Raw genomic sequence first — 18,321 nt, 5'->3', positions numbered from 1 at the left:
TCCAAACCAACTATTAATCTTCAAAAAGGCTTTTGTAATGCTCTAGTTCATGAAAAACTCCACCACTTTCTTCGTAGAAATCCTGTCCTAAGGTGAACAATCCGTTTTGGGTTTGATTCCATGGAGCCCTTCCCATTGGGTGATATCCTATCATGGTTTCCCAGTTTCTGTAGTTTTGGCCACCATTGGTTTCCAGTAAGCCCACATCTTGTCCGGGAAACGGTTTAAGAAGGGAGGCAATGCACTTGTTCCAATCCACCAAGACTGGGTTTACGGTCAAATCGGTACAAAAACAAGGAATGTTTCTGTCATGGGCCAGCTTAGCTATTTTTATGGTCATGCTGAGTGTTTTTCCCATGGGCTTTAGCGCTATACCGGTATACCCCATTTCAATCCGTTTTAAGGCATCTGTATCGGTATGGGCACTCTCATCCGCGGCTATTCTTACACCCAGGTCGGAAACGTCTACATCCAGCGACTCGGGAAATGGTTCCTCTACAATCGCTATTTTATCCAGAACCTTTATTTTTTTGCAGTGATCAAGCAATCGCTTTAGGGTACCTTTACTTTCATAGCGCCCGTTCGCATCCAAATAATAGACAATTTTCCTCTCCGGATTGGTTTTGGCAAGTTCAGTGCTAAATATTTTGTGGATTTGCTCCATTCTCTGCATATCTTTTTCCAGCATTACTTGTTGCGAACCTGGAGCACCAATTTTTATTTTGATGAAAAAATAGCCTTCATCCTTTAATTTTTCAATATCGGCAATAGATGTGGAATATGATATGGAAGGAATACTGGCTATTTTGTCACTCCTATATGAAAATGCCGTTTTATATTTATCTGGGATTAGGTCTGTAAATGATGCTATATTGTTCTGTTTGGCATATAACATCCAAGCGGAATTATCAATGGAAGTAAGGCAGTTGAGTGCAAAAGTTGTTCGTAAATCAGCATTATTGGTAATTTTGGTGCCATAGGCCCAAACTTCGTCCAATATATCTTCTACCATATGTATTGGGGTCTCAAAAGACTGCCCCTCTATCATTTGCAATGCCCTGCAGGTTAGATTGAACATAGCGGAGTTGCCGCCACTTTCCCCCCATACTGATGTTACTTTGGAGTCTGACCATAGTGGAGCATTTACCCCGAGGCCAATAGTCTTATTACCCGAAGAATCCTGTAATTGTGAGACCACTTGCCATAACCGGGTGATATACCCTCCTTTGAATCCGTATGAATTGATCAACGGTTCCCTTTGAAAGGCTGTCTTGAAGCTATCGATCGACAATGGGCTTTTGGATTTGACTCCACGTCCTTGCGCTTTCATGAAGTTGGTGAATCCCAATGAGGCTGCCCCAGTGGCCAATGTGGCTTTCTGTACAAAATCTCTTCTGGTCACATTGTTTTTTTGATTCATTTTTTTTTGATGCTTTTGTGATTGGTAAAACCAATCAGATCAACAATTTTATTTTTTAAGGATTCGTTCCCAATATGTCTTAGATTGAAATCCAATCGCCTTTTTCCTCTTCACTTTTTTGGGCGGCGTCCAAAAATGCAAATAGTTCTATGGTCTCACTGGGGTCTACGGGTATTTCACCGGTTTCAAAATAGTTTAGAATTGCTTCAACCAATGGGAGTGAGCTCTCGTAGTGGCCTAAATAACTGACACTTTTATCACCGAAGACCTGGCCTCCATATTCTTGCATTTTATTTTTAAGCCCGCAATACGTGCCAATTCTACCGGCGCCCCAATCACCGATTACCATGTGGTATTGTTCGGTTACCATGGTTCTTACCCGTTTGCACCCTTGTTGCATAACCGTGAAGAGTAGCTCTGCCCCATGAACACCGTACCAATATAATCTCGGCTGAGTAGGTTCATAACTTATTGGGGCATATATCTGGGCACCTTGAACGTTACCTAAGGAGCCGTTTCTTGCTTCTTTTGCCTTGGTCATGAATCTAACGGAAGATGAAGAGAATATAGGCGTATTGTACTCTTTTGATAATGCAAATATTTTCTTCACTTCATCTAAAGATGCTGCCATAGGCTTATCTATAAAAACCCTTTTTTTTGCTTTTAAGATTTTTTCTGCCTGTTTCAAATGTAACCTCCCGTCAACTGTGCACAACAGAACATAGTCTACCCTGCTCAAGAGATTGTCAATGGAATCGACAATTTCCACTCCCATTGATTTGATTTGGGCGGTAAATTTTTCAACTCTATCGACACTTGGAGGAAAATCCCGACTTATCGTGGTAAAAGCTGTCGTTACTTTGTACTCGCTTTGCAAGCTGTTGATGATTTCCACAAATTGGGGGCTATGGGAAGTGTCCATGCCCACTATGCCAATACGCTTGCTATTGTATGCTGGTGACTTAAATCTGTTCCCGAGTACATTGGTCCCTAGCATGAGGGTGCCAGCACTAACAACAGATGTTTTTTTAATAAAATCTCTCCTCTTTTTGTTCACGGTCAGACTAGTTTAACTCCCTTATTTTAATAGTTCTAAAGCTCACCTTGCCTTCTAAGTTTTGAAGTAATATATGACCACTCCCGTCCTGATCATGATCTTCGGAATTTTTGTGCTGACTAAAGTCGATAAGTGATTTGAACATTTGCGAAGAAAGATTGAATTCAACCGTCTTTTCATTGTTCAGCCAATGTTCAACCTTTCCATTAAATGAAACTATACGTATTTTATTCCAGGTATTAGGCCCTCCAAATCTTTTTTCGCCACCCTTTACAGAAAGATTCTCGTAAGGAATAATGTTGTAGAGTGAGCCACTGCTTTTTCGTTGGGCGCCAATTTCTTCCAAGTTGAGGATATTGTCGTCTATAATTTGAAATTCATAGATAGGTTTGGTAGCTTTTTCCCCATTTTTATCTAGATCTACAAAGTATTGTACGCCGCTATCGATTCCTGGTTCAATTTTAATCTCCAGTTCCATTTCAAAATTCTGGAATCGATTTTCACTATACAGATCTATTGGTTTGCCAATATCAATGGCTAACAGTGTGCCATTTTCTATGTGCCACCCTTCTTTTGGTATTTTGGGAGAGTTGACACTCCTCCAGCCATTAAAGTCCTCACCATTCCACAGTAATCGATATCCATTATTCTTTTCCCATTCCGTAAGCTCATTAGTAAGGTAGCTTATTTCAGGAACACCAAGGTCTTTCTGCCATTGGTTGGTCTCTAAATTGGATGTAAGTATTCTTATATTTCTCCATTTAATTTCCGCCCCATCAAGCTCTGGATTTTCAGGTATGTCATGAATCTGTAGGCCAATAACACCTTCTAAGGAGACGTTGTCAACAATACGTGCACATTGAATACCGTTAACCCATGTTGCAATGGTGTTGCCAATGGCCTCTATATGGTAAGTGTTCCATTGACCATATTTTATGGCACTCCGGGCTTTATTGTTTCTGCTCAAAGGATATAGCCAGCCTCTTCTATACGAGTCATAAATTCCTCCGCTATACCCTCTGTCCGAGGGGTCAATTTCAATTTGATGGCCATAAAGCCTATCTTCTTCGGCATGCTCTTTATGAGATCTTATCTGAACGCCTGAGTTCAATTGCGAGTTAAAGTAAACATCAAACTCTAAAATAAAATCCCCAAATGTTTTCTTGGTTGCAAGATAGGTAGAGTGCGTGTTGGTTTTGGCCTTTCCGATTATAATGCCATCCTCTACCGTAAACGGATTTTCCCCACCAATCCGTACCCAGTTTTCCAGATCTCTTCCATTAAATAAAGGCATCCACTCTGATTGTGAAAACCCATTACTTGGAAAAATCTGCCCGCACATAAGTACAATTAGTAAAGTCCAAAATGATTTTGTCATTGGTTGAAATTAGATTACGAAATATTTCAAATATATTATGAAAGGTAATTAAAATAATAAAAATAAAGATAATAATCTTTATATACTTACGAAAAGAAGTAGTATTACTTATATTTGATTATATAAAGCAAAAGATATGAGTACAGAAAACAACCATCGGAGGGAATTTATTAAAGGGTTAGGTGTTTTAAGTGTGGGAGTGGCATCAGGATGCATCGATGCGAAAGATGTTGAAGAACCCAAGACAGGATATACCACACGACCCAAAAATGCCCAATACATGGGTGATTTTGCTGCCCCTCCCTTAGACAAAGTACGCTGTGCTTTCATTGGTGTAGGCGATAGAGGTTCGGGTCACGTTGCTAGAATGCATCAAATAGAAGGTGTTGAAGTAGTGGCCATAAGTGATCTGTATGAAGATTTGGCCAAAAAAGCCAAAGAAAGCTGCAATAAGGATGCAACCACCAGTCCTGTAGACATTGCCCTGTATTATGGCGGGGAAAATCTTTGGAAGAAGATGCTCCAAGAGGTAAAGCCAGATGCTGTTTTTATTTCCACCCCGTGGTCCTTGCATGCGGAGATGGCGATTGCGTCCATGGAGGCTGGGGCACATGCATTTGTTGAAGTACCCATTGCAACCACTTTGGAAGCTATGTGGAAGATAGTTGATGCTTCAGAAAGAACGCAAAAGCATTGCATGATGATGGAAAATGTCAATTATGGCAGGGAGGAATTGTTGTACCTGAATATGTGCAGGCAAGGTGCCATTGGTGAATTGCTCCACGGAGAAGCAGCCTATATCCACGACTTAAGGTTTCAAATGGAAGATGTTGAAAGGGGAACAGGGTCATGGAGAACCCATCATTATGCAAAGCGCAATGGAAATTTATATCCAACCCACGGATTGGGTCCGATAGCACAGTACATGAACTTGGCAAGGACCGAGGACAATTTTGGGCGATTGGTTTCATTTTCGTCCCCGGCGATGGGCAGAAAAATGTATGCGGAAAAATATTACGATGAAGACCACAAGTGGAATCAGTTGGATTTTAAAGGAGGGGATATCAATACCTCCATAATTAAAACGACCTTGGGAAGGACCATACTGGTACAATGGGATGAAACTAGCCCAAGACCCTATAATCGTTTGAACTTGATCCAAGGCACTAAAGGTATATTGGTTGGATTCCCCACAAGAATCGCCATACCTGAAGAGGTTAAAAAAGTGGGCAACCACCATGCTGAATGGTTCAATGAAGAGGAGATGGAAAGAATTTATGAAAAATATGAGCATCCATTATACAAAAGGCTGGGGGCCTTGGCCAAAAAGCGAGGAGGGCACGGTGGCACAGATTTCATAATGTCCTATAGAATCATAGAATGTTTGAGGAAAGGCACCCCATTAGATCAAAATGTATATGAAGGATGCTTCTGGAGTGCCGTTGGGCCATTGACAGAAGCTTCTGTGTCCCAAGATGGGATGCCGCAAGATTTCCCGGATTTTACAAGGGGTGATTGGAAAAATACCAACCCATTGGACATTATCTTTTAACAAGGCAATATTCCATTGAAATGTCTAAAGCAGTACCAGAGCGCATATTATCCATTGATGTCTTCAGAGGGTTTACCATGTTTTTGCTGATAGGCGAGTTCACTGGGTTCATGGGTCTGCTTTTGGATGATGGTTTACAGGGCAGCTTTTTATATGCCTTGGGAGAACAATTTCACCACCATTCATGGAATGGACTGCATTTTTGGGACTTGATTCAACCCTTTTTCATGTTCATTGTTGGATTGTCCCTGCCCTTTGGGGTTTACAACCGTCAAAAAAAAGGGCATAGTAAACGGCAAATATTTAAGCATGTACTAAAACGCTCAATTATATTACTTTTTCTTGGTTGGGCATTGTACTGCATCCCTGCAGGGGAAATCACATTTTACTTTCAGAACGTTTTGGCCCAGATTGGGGTAACGTATTTGATAGCCTATCTGATTATTGACAAAAGCACGGTATTTCAGATTTCATTTTCTGTGGGCCTCTTGGTATTGACCGAGGTAATATATAGATTCTTCCCTGTTGAAGGATTTGATCAGCCCTTTGTCTTCATGAAAAATTTTGGCACTTGGTTGGATATGCAATACGGGGGTGCATCAAACGGAGGCTGGGCAGCCTTCAATGCCATACCAACGGCAGCACACACCATTTGGGGTGTACTGGTAGGAAAGCTTCTTATGGGAAGCGAAGAGTCCATGCGTAAACTTAAGATCATGGTGTTGTTCGGCACGGCCATGGTAATTGGCGGGTACTTACTGGACCCTGTCATTCCGATCATCAAAAGAATAGCTACATCATCCTTCGTTGTTGTGAGCGGGGGTTGGTCAATTTTGGGGATTGCCCTTTTTTATGGGTTGATTGATATCCTAAAACTAAAGAGAAAATACACATGGTTTTTCAGTATAGTGGGGATGAACTCCCTCTTTATCTATTTGTTTTCGCATGTGGGTGGAGCTAAACTTGTTGAGCGGGTGTTATTCCCTTTTTCAAATGCAATTCTTACACCTTTTGGAGATTTAGCCGCTCAGATCCTGACCAGCTTCTGTGTCTGGATTTCCCTTTGGGGAATTTGCTATTGGATGTATAAAAAGAGATTATTCATAAAAATATAAACTATGGACCAAAACAAAATAAATCTGGACAGAAGGAGCTTTGTACGTGTAAACGCCAAAGCCGCAGCATTACTCTCATTGGCTCCCTCATTTGCCTTAGCAGCACCTAAAAAGGAAGGGGCAAGATTGCGGGTTGCCATGGTCGGAACCGGGATCAGGTCCTTGCGGGCCTGGGGCATTGAACTGGTGGAACCTTACAAGGAATATATGGAAATGGTGGGGCTATGCGACATAAACGAGAAAAGGGCAAAAAACTTCAGGGAGATTGTAGGGTTGGATGCCAAAGTATACCCTGCTGATCAATTTGATGGGATGGTGGCAGAGCAAAAACCGGACATGGTCTTGGTGACCACTACAGATAGTGCCCATGCCGAGTACATCATAAGGGCTATGGAATTGGGCTGTGATGTAATTTCGGAAAAGCCCATTGCCATAGATGAAGTGCAATGTCAAAACATTTTGGATGCCGAAAAAAAGTATGGTAAAAAAGTTTACGTAGGCTTTAACGTCAGGTACATGAACGATTCCGTTGAAATGAAGCGTGTTTTGGATTCGGGGGCATTGGGTAAAATCATTTCGATAGAATTTCAGGAGTATTTGGATACGGACCACGGGGCTTCTTACTTCCGAAGATGGCATGGAAAGAATAAGTATTCAGGATCGTTGTTTGTGCATAAATCATCCCACCACTTCGATTTGGTCAATTGGCTGTTAGATGCCGCCCCCATTCAAGTAAGCGCCATGGGGAGCGTAAGTTTTTATGGTTCCAACAATGATTTTAGGGGGAAGAATTGCCGCAATTGCAATTATACGGACCAATGTGATTTTTATTGGGATATCACAAAAAATGAGACTTTAAAAAAGCTGTATGTCGATTGTGAAGATGTTGACCAGTACTATAGGGATGGATGTGTTTGGGATGAAAAAATCGACAGTCCAGATTCGGGCTCCGTTTTGGTACAGTATGATAATGGTGCATACTTAAACTATACCCTAAATGCTTATTTACCCTATGAGGGGCAATATATCAGCTTTTCAGGTGAAAATGGAAGACTGGATGTTCGGATATACTACAACCAACCTTGGTCTGATGAGGTAAAGACCGAGTTTAGATTGACAAAGGACAAGAAAACCTCAAAAGCATGGACCATTAGTCCTGATGTAGGCGCACACGGTGGAGCCGATAAAAGGGTCAAGGACAATTTGTTTAAACCCAATCAAGAAGATACCAGTGGGCAAAGAGCCGGAAGTAGGGCAGGGGTACTGTCCAGCTTGGTAGGTATAGCTGCGCTAAAATCCATTCAGGAAGGCAAGGCCATCAAAATAGATAATCTTATAACGTTATGATTACCTTAAAGCTTGGTAAGTGGCTATTCGTACTTTGGTGAACATTTCCCTCGCCGAATAAGAACTTCTGTCCATGACCAAGCCGTAGAGATTGTTCTTGTGGTCTATCCAAAACAATGTGGCATGGTAACCGCCCCAGCCAAAAATGCCTTTTGGGGATAAGCCCCCATCTCTTACGGGGTCTGTAAGGTTGTACAAGGAAAACCCAGTTGAAGCACCAATAAATGTGCCCTTGTCAAGTTCGGGGTTTACAGGTGTACTCATCAAGTCTATTGAACTTGGACTCAATATTTGATGGCCCTTAAAAGTCCCTTTGTTTAGGAGCATTTCACAAAAATTACCATAATCTTTTGTGGTGGACACCAATCCAGCTCCACCAAAATGCAGCTTGGGTTCTTTGGAATATGTTAATTCATTGTACTTGTGCTTATAGAAACCGGTAACTTCGCCCTCTGTCCACAAAAGAGGATGTAGGCGCTTTAGTTCTTCATTGGTAAGGTGGAACTTGGTATGGTTCATTTCCAAAGGAATAAAGATGCGCTCCTTCATGAAATCATATAACGATTTTTTTGAGATCACTTCAATAAGTCTTCCCAAGATGGATGTGTTGATTCCATACAAATAGCGGGTGCCGGGTTCAAATTGTAATGGGATGGATGCCATGGATTTGGAAAAATCCTCCAGGTCTTGGTACCAAAGGTCGCTAAGCAATATATGCTGCCCATCAATATTCCGTGGATAGTACCCCCAACCGGTTTGGTGGGCCAGGACATCAAAAATTGTGACAGATTTTTTACAGGGATAGACTTTGCCTTGTTCATCCAAACACTGAAGATTGGCCATTTCCGGAAGATACTTTTCTATGGGGTCATCCAAGAGAAATTTGCCTTCTTCAAACAAAATCATGGCCGCCACAGTAGTAATGGGTTTTGTCATGGACCAAATGGGAAATAAGGTATCGTCGGTTATGTTTTCATCCCCTTTTAGTCCAGAATTGACAATACTGTCATAAATAACTTCTCCATCCTTGAAAATGACCACTTGGTTGCTCCCCACCTGACCCTTGGCGATCAACTCTTTCTGCACATCGGCAATCCTATTTAAACGGACTAAATCATAATCCTTGGAAACTTTCTGTTCTTTCTGTTGTGAGCTATTGCAGGATACAGCTAGCACAAACAGAAAGACCGCCAAAAGTGGGAGTATCTTTATTCGTATCATCTTTCTGAAAAGCGTTTGATGACTATTTTTCGTGGTTTATTCCCATGCGTTTGGAAATACTCTTTTTGCGTTTAAATAATAAATTTTGTCCACCACCTCTTTGGGCAGGGCCAAACCTTGAACAGGAGTGTCCAATTGGGGCACTGATATCATTTGGTCTGTATTGAAATACTTCCAATCGTTTTCCCATACCTCTTTCATATAAGCTTCCAATTCTTCAGGGTCAGTTTTGTCAGATTCCCCAAAATCGGTACCGTACAAAACCCGGTCTTGATATTTGATAAAAAAGTCACGAACCTTTTCCCTATCCCTCTGGGATTGATATTGCGTATGGCTCATACGCTCAGCCAAATCCACGGTGGCATTTGGAAAGCGATCTAAAAATTTAGCAGTCTCATCCACACTCCATTCCAAGCTGGCCATATGTACCGCAACCAAGCTGAGGTCAGGGTTCTTTGCCGCCCTATTGTCACGATGGTCTATTTGTTCTTGGTAGGAAGGTAAGTCCGGATGGAGGTACATATGGTATTTCGGATTTGCTCTAAAATACTTCCTATCGTTATTCACCGTCATGGAATCAAGGGGTAGCCAACAATTAAGGGGTTCCCCGGCATGACTCATCCATACCTTGCCTTCGCTTTTAAGGAAGTCAAAAACAGGATCAAATTTTGGATGATCTAAAAAGACCAGGTCTCCATTCTTATCCCTAAAATCCATCCCTATGTTCTTCCAAGTTTTTATGGAATTGGCTCCTTTGTCAAAATCCCTCTTCAATTTTGCTATGACCTTATCAGACCAATCTGGGTCGTCCCAACCTTCCAAGGAAAATGTAGAGCCAAATGCAAAAACATCTGGATGGTTTTTTGCGTGTTCGCGACTGATCTCTTGCTTTTCCTCAATGGAAAGTGGACTGCCAGGGTAATCTACTGCTATATTAAGAAGCTTAAAATTGTTGGCCCGGGTAAGATCGATCATATGGGAGTTCAAGGTATTTATATGTACATGCACATCAATCTTTGGCAGCGTTTTAAAATCATCAACTCCATAGCTCTTCACCACTTCAGCTTCTGTTGCATTTTGTTTTTTATCTTTGTTCTCTTTGCATTGGGTGAGCACCAAAGAAAGAATGATCAATAAGAGCGTATGATAGTTTTTCATTTTGATGAAATTTAAGCTATTTGTTGACAATTTTCAGAAAATCCGCAAGCAATAAAAACTTAAAGCTCCCTGAGGACGCCTTAATGGCATCTTCCGCAGATTGGATGGCCTTATTGTTCTTTTCAGCCTTTGCATTGACCCATTGGTAGTATACGTTGGTATGGTCTGCCGCCAGCGCCTTTTTCACTAACGCCTGTGCTTTGGCCTGTTCGCCATTTTTTTCATGGGCGAGAAACTGTAGGTAGAGGGCTGCATTTTTTTGATCGTTGGGGTCAAAGCCATGATCAATGAGCAATGCATTGTACTCTTGAGCTTTTTCAGCATTGTTCAACTGCTCATATGAGTAGGCCAAAATGGCATTTTCCAATCTTTCATCTGGATCATAGGGCTCGCCAGAACCTAGGTTGGTAGGCCATAATTTAGCCTTACGGGCATGTTCTATGGAAGAGGTATAATCTCCCTTTTTTAAAGATGCCAAGGCTGATTTAATATGGGCCTCATAGTAAATCTCACGCCCTTCGGTTGCACCCTCAAAAGGAATGATTTCAAACCCTTCCAGGAATTTTAGGCATTGTTCCAATTTATTGGCTTTGAGAAGTGCACGGGCATAGCGCATTCCCATAATGGAGAGTTCTTTGTTTTTGGAATAGTTGCTTTTTGCAATTTTGGCCGCCTTGTCGTATTCTGCATCCTTTAAATGCTGATCTATCAATGCAAGATCTACCCTCCAGTCTTTAGGAGCGATTTCTTTCGCCTTGGCCAAGGAATTTTTAACCACGGCATCGTCATCTTGGAATAATTTTGCCTTACTCAAATAAAAACCGACATAATCCGGTTGGTCTTTGCATTGCAGGAACAGCTGTTTTGCTTCTTCTAGCCGTTCTTTTTTCCATAGAGCCAAAGCCGCATAGTATTTTAGCTTCCAGTGGTCACTCACTTCCATAAGTTGATCTAGGGCAGTATAGGTTTCCGCTCTAAAGGGAAATACTAAAAAAGGAGTCGCCTCAAGGCCTTTGTTGAGCCATTCCGTTTGGTTGGATGAGTCCAAATGAGCCAGCAACAATAGGATTTTGGCATTTTCTGGACCAGCCTTCAGTACTTTGATACTTTCTTGGTCCATTCTAAAGGAATTGTATTTCACGGCCAGTTCAATGTATGATTCTGCCGGAAGCTCATTGGTGATCAATGATTTTAAAGAACTTACATTACTTTCTCCATGAAGTGTTCTCTCAAAGGCTACAAAAGCACTCGTATTATCTAGGTCATATAGTTTGGAGAGTACTTGTTTGGCCTGTTCAGTATTGTTTTGCAAGCGATGGGCCACTGCTTGAATTTCCAGTGCAACCACATTGGCCTGATTGTACATTAATGCCTTTTCACCCAACTCAATGGCTTTTCCATATTTTTTTTCCAAAAGGCTCAGTTTGGCCAACTCTGTGTAGGCTGCACTTCGGTATGTTGTTGATTCAGAGGCTATGGCCAAGCCACTTTTGGCATTGGTGTATTGTTTCAATTTAGCATTTATGATTCCATATAAGTAGTTTGCATCTGGGTCATAGGTATTTATAGACAATGCCTTTTTTGCATATTCCAAGGCTTTGTCATATTGCATCATCCTGTAATAATTAAAGGCAACCCTATTCAAGGCTGGAGCATATGCTGGATCTAACTTTAGGCTTTTTAGATAGAATTCTTGGGATATCTGTAAGGGACGGGCGCCGTTTTTGAGACCAGCGTATTGCTTTTCTGCCTCTATGCCTTTGGTATATAGCCCAATGGCAGAGTCCCAATCAAAATCTTCATTGGGATAAATGGGGCGATCAACCACAAGCTCATCATTTTCAGAAGTGTAGGACAAAAGATTATCGCCAAGGGTTATGTTGAAATCTTCATTCTCATGGAGTGCGATGTCCAATGTGTGCAACTCCAGCGGATTAAGCTTAACATCGTCGGAAAGCACTTTTTCCCCCACTTTGATTTTTAGTTTGGTGTCCAAGGGAGATAGTGCGCTTAATTTGATCTGTACGGAGTCACTGTTCTTCCTGATTACATTTAAGACCGCATACTCTGTTGCCATATCCATACCGCCCGTATTTTTTAGCGGAAAGTACAGTTCTGAGGATAGGTCGCTGTCGTAGGGAGCAAATTCGCGATGTTTAAAAGGAGTAAGGGTACTACTTTCCATAGCTTGGTTGAATGTGGAACCAGTTTGGTATTCAATATACTGGCCTTTTGAATCGGTTAAAAGGTCTTCCCAGATCATCCCTTCTTCTGCAAGCCCCCAAATCCATATCTTTCTTCCGGGCATTTTATCATAATCACGGATATTGCCAAAACCAAAATTGTCGTCGTGCCAGTATCCACCCATAAAATCCGCATAGCTGTTGACTACATGGTATGATTTATAGGTTCCAAAATTATTCTTCTCATAAAAGGAGATTTCTTTGCCATCTTCGCTTGGCCATGAGCCAACCTCCCCTGCATGGCCCACATAGTGGTTTCCGGGATAGATAAATTCTAGATTTCCACTGGCTTTTGCTGCCGCATTGGAATAATGGTAATGAGAGACCGGTAAGTTGCCTGTATTGAACCATGAAGACTTGACTTCAACAAAGGCTTTGTCTTTTTGCAGGTTTACCTCAACATTCCATTTAGTGTTGGTGTGCAGGTCCAGAGCACCAATGATACAGGATACGCTTCCATCCGCATTTTCCTTTAAGACATAATCCTGAGGAGTTGAGGTTGTGGAAGTATGCCCCATTACCCCAAAATTATACTCCAGTCCTCCTGAGGTCCAAGCACCTCTTTGGGCCACATCCCTAAATTTCACAACATCATTGTAATATAGAAATTCGCCTCCTGTTGACTTTTCTATGGCACCCCATATTTTGCCACCAATGTCTGTGTTGATATATACCTTTATATAATCATTCTCCAAAATGACCATGTTCCACTCTTTTTGAGTGCTTTTATCCGTATACCCATCAAATCTAAAATAAGGGTAGTTCTTGTTCATATCGGGGATGGGGTTCGGGTCTGAAAACATATAGGTTTTCATGGCGACTTTCTCTTCGGTAATTGTCGCTTTTTGAGCCCAAAGAAATTGTGTGAAAATTGTAGATAGAGCAAGGATAAAGCATCTTTTGATCATAAGGCGTCCTAATTAAATTGGTGAAGATTGAAAACAACAATAAAAAGCATTTAATTCAACAAAAGTAATTAAAAATAATTTATATATCTTTTATATAATTTCGAAACGCATTTATTCAAAAATGTAATTCTGAAGATTTAAAACACAATCTGGATTTATAGGGTGTTTTGGAGGGGCCTGTAAAATGTCAGACGTCTAGTATTTTGTTTTCCAGCAAAAACTGTTCTACTAAGATGTATTTGTCCTCGGCTTCTTTTCGTTGAAAATGACGAATAGGAAATGGATGGCAAAGGATTTTTGCATTCTTAAATAAGTTTTACTGGTACCATTTATAATGTAATTGATTTCGTAAACTTTCGAATTGTGTTTTAAAATTGTTGTTTAGTTTCTTTTTCATTGTTTTTTATAGTACTTTCATTAAACTTAATTAACTCAACAGATTTCAAATTATGAAAACAAACGGTACTAAACCATGGCTGCTGTACGCACTGATTACTATGGTCTTTTGGGGTGTATGGGGGGCTTTTGCCGGTACGCCTGCTGAAAACGGTTTTCCTGACACCTTAATTTATTGTGTTTGGGCCTTGACCATGATTCCGCCGGCTATATATATCCTTAAGCGTAATAAGGGAACATTGCAAACGGATAAAAAATCCATAGCATATGGTTTGGTGATTGGTTTGTTGGGTGCTGGGGGGCAGATGATTCTTTTCTATGCAGTAACCATTGGACCAACATACTTAGTATTCCCCATAATATCACTCTCTCCTGTTGTTACCATACTCCTTTCATTCTTCTTTCTGAAAGAACGAACCGGTAAGTTGGGAACGTTGGGCATCATCTTGGCTCTAGTGGCATTGCCTCTTTTTGAATATTCCGGGGGAAGTGTTGATGCAGACTCCGAAAATGGAATCCTGTGGTTTGTGTTGGCCATTTTAATTTTGGCCGCATGGGGAGTTCAAGCGTATTTCATGAAACTGGCCAATTACACCATGAATGTTGAGAGCATATTCTTTTTTATGACGATTTCTGGCATCCTCCTGATTCCGGTGGCATATTATATGACGGATTTCTCACAAGAAATAAATTGGGGGTTCAATGGCCCTTTTTTGGCCGCAGGCATACAGATACTGAATGCCATAGGAGCGCTTTGTTTGGTCTATGCTTTTAGATATGGCAAAGCAATGGTTGTGTCTCCAATGACCAATGCCGGAGCGCCGTTGATTACTTCCATTATTTCAATGGTATTGTTGGGGCTTATGCCGGGAAACTATAAAATGACAGGCATTGTACTCGCCATATTGGCTGCCTATCTTCTTGCAATAGATCAAGGCGGTGAAGTGGATGAAAGCGACAGTGTTGGATAGATGCATTCAAAATTTTATGTGTAAGGGTTGAATTAATACTGTTTTGCGGGGTGTCGGTGTTGTTGGATTGGATGTAGGTGCACGTATTGGAAGATGATTTTAAAGCGCCCATGGAGATAGGCAAATAACACGTTTCATATACTTTGTAATTTCATAACCTTGTGTTATTTGGTAGTTAGAGCTTTTCAAACCGATTTAGAAATTTACCCTTTACCGAGCCGTATTGCATGTAGATTCAATACAATCAATTAAAAATTGGTTTAACGCTTAGGGGCATCCCTTGTGCTGTGTAATGCTTAAGAAAACGTTTTTTAACATAAATAATCTTTCAAAAGATTATTAAAATAATATAAAATCTTTCATATATTTTGTTTTTACCATAAAAAAAGTAAATAAAAGTAGGTTATTTGAAACAACCTTGCTATATTGCTTTGATTTAATAATTAACCTTTCATTTTTATGAATTTATTTGACCAATTATTGTAAACATCTAAACTAACTAACTGAATTAATTATGAAATTATTTTTAAGTCTTGTTTTTGTGCTATTATCGAGTCTTCAAATGGTTGCCCAAATTTCTGTATCGGGAACTGTTGTTGATGCAGAGGATGGAACGCCCTTGCCGGGTGTTAATGTCATTATCCGGGGTACATCAGTAGGTGTGTCCACAGATTTTGACGGTAAGTATGTCATACAGGTCCCGAACGGGGATGCTGTTCTTGAGTTCTCCTACATTGGGTTCGAAACCCAATCTTACACTGTAGGTGGGCAATCTACTATTGATGTGGCTTTGGCTGCTCAGGCCGGCCAGCTCGACGAGGTTGTGGTTGTAGGTTATGGAGCTGTTAAAAAGAAAGATTTAACCGGTTCCGTTGTTTCTCTTGGACAAGATGAGGTGACTCTGGGAGGGGCGGTATCCAATACGGCCCAGATGATCCAAGGTAGGGCAGCGGGTGTCGAGGTTTCGGCCAACGATGGTGAGCCCGGTCAAGGATTGAATATTGTCATCAGGGGTAATACCTCTATTTCCAACAGTAACCAACCTTTGTTTGTAGTAGATGGTTTTCCAATAGACCCAGGAGTTGCGATTTCTCCAGAGGACATTGAGACAATAGACATATTAAAAGATGCAGCTTCTGCAGCCATTTACGGTTCAAGGGGTTCATCCGGTGTTGTGTTGATTACAACCAAAAAGGGTAAAAGTGGTAAAACTGAGATCACGGTAGATGGATCTACGGGATTCCAGACCTTGAACGGAGCCCCTGAATATTTGGATTGGAGTGACAGTGCAAGAATAACCAATGAACTATATGCTTCCGGTCCAAATGATGGAAATCCATTCTATACGGCCGAAGATTTGGCTTCACCTTTTAACACGGACTGGATTGAAGAAATTACCCGTACTGCCAAGGTTACCAATTATAATGTAAGGGCTTCTGGCGGTAGCGAAAAAGCACACTTTTCTTTGTCAGCAAACTTGTTCGACCAAGAGGGTATTGTGTTGAACACTGATTTTACTCGGGTGTCTGCTCGTCTTAATGCCGATCAGAAATTTGGAAACAATACTAAGGTGGCAGTTAACTTGTTCACTTCCAGGGTGCAGGGCAACGGTATTGTTAAACAGGCGGGATCTAGAACTAGGTCTCCCTTTTTTAATGCTGTAACCCGAGCGGTTAGAGGTAGACCTGCATATAATCCAGATGGCACATTCAATGAAAGTATGCAATTCTCTAGGGACACACAGCCGTTTAGAAACCCCATTGGTTTTTTTACTACCAGAACAAATGAAAGGGAGTTTTGGAGAACCTATGGTAACCTTACCGTAGACCATGATATATTGGAAGGTTTTACCGCCAAATTGAATCTTGGATTTGATCATGAGTCTGGACAGACGGGAAGATATGACCCGCCACCCTATAGCCGGGGAGGGGAGATCCCTCTTGGAAGTATAGATGCGAGTAGCTCAACCAATTACTTGGCCGAGTTTACTTTGTCGTACAGTAAGACTTTTGGGGAAGACCACGATTTAAATATATTGGGTGGTGCCTCTTACCAGGAATTTGAGAGTTTAATTTATGGGTTGAGTGGACAAAACTTCCCTACTGACAAGACCTTGTACTTTAATTTGGGTTCTGCAGAACAACAATTTATTTATAGTGGTAAGAATTCGAGTAATATTGCTTCATTCTTTGCTAGGACTACCTATAGCTATAAGGATAAGTTTCTGTTTAATGCAACGGTCAGGGCAGATGGAGCGTCCCAGTTTGGTGAAAACAACAAATGGGGGTATTTTCCATCGGCATCTGCAGCGTGGAGATTGTCGCAAGAAAATTTTCTTAAAGATTCCAATACCATATCAGATTTAAAATTAAGGGTTTCTTATGGGCTTACAGGGAACAACAATATTGCTCCTTACACCTCTTTGCAAAGAGTAAGTTCGTCGGCGGCCTATAGTTTTGATGGCGGTGCAAACTCTATTGGGTTGGGGCCTGATGGAGACCTTGCTCCAAACCCCAATTTGCAATGGGAAGAAACGGCAATGTTGAACGTAGGGTTGGATTTTGCTTTCTGGAATAGTGCTTTGTACGGTTCTGTGGATTACTACAAATCGGATACGGAGAACCTTATTATCAGAAGGCCACTTTCATCTGCTTCCACAGGATTCCAAGCTATCATTGATAATGTTGGATCTATGACCAATCAAGGAATTGAAGTGGCGTTGGGGGCTAGGATTGCCAATGCAGGTGACTTTAAATGGGATGCCAATCTTAACTTTGCGACCAATGATAATGAAGTTACCGAACTGGATGGTGACAACCCTATAAACATTGCATTTGAAAGACAGCCCTACGGTGAAGTTGGTGAGGAAGTTTTTAGAAGAATCATTGAAGGCGGTAGAGTAGGTGATTTTTATGGGTACAAATTCATAGGGGTTCTGCAGGAAGGCGAGACCTATGACCCACAACCCAACAGCGTTCAACCAGGTACTGCTTTGTATGAGGATGTGAACAATGACGGAATCATCGATGCAGATGATAGAACCGTAATTGGTAACGCCAATCCAGACTTTACCTTAGGTTTCAACAATCATTTTGAGTATAAGGGAGTGTATTTGGATATGTTCTGGCAAGGAGTGTTCGGTAATGACCTGTTTAATTTCAAGGCCATTGCAATCGATCAGAACCTAGGGGTCAATGCAGTAAACCGATACAGCGATTTCAATACCTCAGGTACTTTGCCAGGCGTCAACTGGTTCCAAGGAGAGTACGGGAATTATGTGAATGACTATTTCATAGAAGATGGTACGTATGTTAGGCTAAAAAACGTAATCTTAGGATATAACCTCAATACGGATAATATTCCTTGGATTAAAAACATCAATATTTATGTGCAGGGTCAGAACCTTTTGACATTTACCGACTACTCCGGGTTTGATCCAGAGGTGAGCTTTGATTACAGCGGATCTCAAAGTAGCATAAATAGGGGGGTCGATGATTACGGATACCCGAACTACAGAATTTATTCATTGGGTTTCAAAGTAACTTTTTAATTTAA

At 41.2% G+C, this 18,321-nt stretch carries 11 protein-coding genes; 5 read left to right on the top strand and 6 right to left on the bottom strand.

The window, feature by feature from the left end:
- Positions 1-13: 13 nt before the first annotated feature.
- The 3 genes from ACFOWS_RS14085 to ACFOWS_RS14075 all read right to left on the bottom strand — a co-directional run bounded on the left by ACFOWS_RS14085 (position 14) and on the right by ACFOWS_RS14075 (position 3,771).
- Positions 14-1,420: an enolase C-terminal domain-like protein gene (locus tag ACFOWS_RS14085; RefSeq protein WP_379765748.1), complete on the bottom strand. Its 1,407-nt coding sequence runs from the start codon at positions 1,418-1,420 to the stop codon at positions 14-16.
- A gap of 79 nt (positions 1,421-1,499) precedes the next feature.
- On the bottom strand, positions 1,500-2,477 hold the full coding sequence (locus ACFOWS_RS14080; RefSeq protein ID WP_379765745.1) for a Gfo/Idh/MocA family protein: 978 nt from the start codon (positions 2,475-2,477) through the stop codon (positions 1,500-1,502).
- Between the two features lie 7 nt (positions 2,478-2,484).
- Positions 2,485-3,771 carry a 3-keto-disaccharide hydrolase gene (locus ACFOWS_RS14075; RefSeq protein WP_379765742.1) on the bottom strand — a complete coding sequence of 429 codons (1,287 nt, stop codon included), beginning with the start codon at positions 3,769-3,771 and terminating at the stop codon, positions 2,485-2,487.
- Positions 3,772-3,991: 220 nt separating this feature from the next.
- Between ACFOWS_RS14075 and ACFOWS_RS14070 the strand changes: the two genes are divergently transcribed.
- The 3 genes from ACFOWS_RS14070 to ACFOWS_RS14060 are packed head-to-tail and all read left to right on the top strand — an operon-like array spanning position 3,992 to position 7,869.
- Positions 3,992-5,407 carry a Gfo/Idh/MocA family protein gene (locus ACFOWS_RS14070; RefSeq protein WP_379765739.1) on the top strand — a complete coding sequence of 472 codons (1,416 nt, stop codon included), beginning with the start codon at positions 3,992-3,994 and terminating at the stop codon, positions 5,405-5,407.
- Between the two features lie 20 nt (positions 5,408-5,427).
- On the top strand, positions 5,428-6,522 hold the full coding sequence (locus tag ACFOWS_RS14065) for an acyltransferase family protein (RefSeq protein ID WP_379765736.1): 1,095 nt from the start codon (positions 5,428-5,430) through the stop codon (positions 6,520-6,522).
- Between the two features lie 3 nt (positions 6,523-6,525).
- The gene (locus tag ACFOWS_RS14060; protein ID WP_379765733.1) at positions 6,526-7,869 is read left to right on the top strand and encodes a Gfo/Idh/MocA family protein; all 1,344 of its coding nucleotides are present in this window, start codon (positions 6,526-6,528) and stop codon (positions 7,867-7,869) included.
- On the opposite strand, the gene ACFOWS_RS14055 is transcribed toward ACFOWS_RS14060, so the two are convergent.
- The 3 genes from ACFOWS_RS14055 to ACFOWS_RS14045 are packed head-to-tail and all read right to left on the bottom strand — an operon-like array spanning position 7,870 to position 13,399.
- Positions 7,870-9,090, bottom strand: a complete 1,221-nt coding sequence (locus ACFOWS_RS14055; protein ID WP_379765730.1) for a serine hydrolase domain-containing protein — start codon at positions 9,088-9,090, stop codon at positions 7,870-7,872.
- A gap of 36 nt (positions 9,091-9,126) precedes the next feature.
- Positions 9,127-10,248 (bottom strand): amidohydrolase family protein, encoded by a 1,122-nt coding sequence (locus tag ACFOWS_RS14050; RefSeq protein ID WP_379765727.1) that lies wholly within the window; start codon positions 10,246-10,248, stop codon positions 9,127-9,129.
- 16 nt (positions 10,249-10,264) lie between these two features.
- The gene (locus ACFOWS_RS14045) at positions 10,265-13,399 is read right to left on the bottom strand and encodes a DUF5107 domain-containing protein (protein WP_379765724.1); all 3,135 of its coding nucleotides are present in this window, start codon (positions 13,397-13,399) and stop codon (positions 10,265-10,267) included.
- A gap of 449 nt (positions 13,400-13,848) precedes the next feature.
- Between ACFOWS_RS14045 and ACFOWS_RS14040 the strand changes: the two genes are divergently transcribed.
- Positions 13,849-14,766, top strand: coding sequence for an EamA family transporter (locus ACFOWS_RS14040; protein WP_379765721.1), 918 nt, complete (start codon positions 13,849-13,851; stop codon positions 14,764-14,766).
- A 514-nt stretch (positions 14,767-15,280) separates the two neighbouring features.
- Positions 15,281-18,316, top strand: a complete 3,036-nt coding sequence (locus ACFOWS_RS14035; protein ID WP_379765718.1) for a SusC/RagA family TonB-linked outer membrane protein — start codon at positions 15,281-15,283, stop codon at positions 18,314-18,316.
- The last annotated feature ends 5 nt before the right edge of the window (positions 18,317-18,321 follow it).

Source organism: Flagellimonas marina, assembly GCF_042651185.1.
Taxonomy (GTDB): domain Bacteria; phylum Bacteroidota; class Bacteroidia; order Flavobacteriales; family Flavobacteriaceae; genus Flagellimonas; species Flagellimonas marina.
This window is presented reverse-complemented; position numbering and strand designations above follow the sequence as displayed.

What these genes read in the sequence shown, in the direction of transcription:
- ACFOWS_RS14055 (WP_379765730.1), bottom strand. Translation starts at nt 9,090, where the DNA reads ATGATACGAATAAAGATACTCCCACTTTTGGCGGTCTTTCTGTTTGTG.
- ACFOWS_RS14035 (WP_379765718.1), top strand. Translation starts at nt 15,281, where the DNA reads ATGAAATTATTTTTAAGTCTTGTTTTTGTGCTATTATCGAGTCTTCAA.
- ACFOWS_RS14050 (WP_379765727.1), bottom strand. Translation starts at nt 10,248, where the DNA reads ATGAAAAACTATCATACGCTCTTATTGATCATTCTTTCTTTGGTGCTC.
- ACFOWS_RS14075 (WP_379765742.1), bottom strand. Translation starts at nt 3,771, where the DNA reads ATGCCTTTATTTAATGGAAGAGATCTGGAAAACTGGGTACGGATTGGT.
- ACFOWS_RS14040 (WP_379765721.1), top strand. Translation starts at nt 13,849, where the DNA reads ATGAAAACAAACGGTACTAAACCATGGCTGCTGTACGCACTGATTACT.
- ACFOWS_RS14045 (WP_379765724.1), bottom strand. Translation starts at nt 13,399, where the DNA reads ATGATCAAAAGATGCTTTATCCTTGCTCTATCTACAATTTTCACACAA.
- ACFOWS_RS14060 (WP_379765733.1), top strand. Translation starts at nt 6,526, where the DNA reads ATGGACCAAAACAAAATAAATCTGGACAGAAGGAGCTTTGTACGTGTA.
- ACFOWS_RS14085 (WP_379765748.1), bottom strand. Translation starts at nt 1,420, where the DNA reads ATGAATCAAAAAAACAATGTGACCAGAAGAGATTTTGTACAGAAAGCC.
- ACFOWS_RS14065 (WP_379765736.1), top strand. Translation starts at nt 5,428, where the DNA reads ATGTCTAAAGCAGTACCAGAGCGCATATTATCCATTGATGTCTTCAGA.
- ACFOWS_RS14070 (WP_379765739.1), top strand. Translation starts at nt 3,992, where the DNA reads ATGAGTACAGAAAACAACCATCGGAGGGAATTTATTAAAGGGTTAGGT.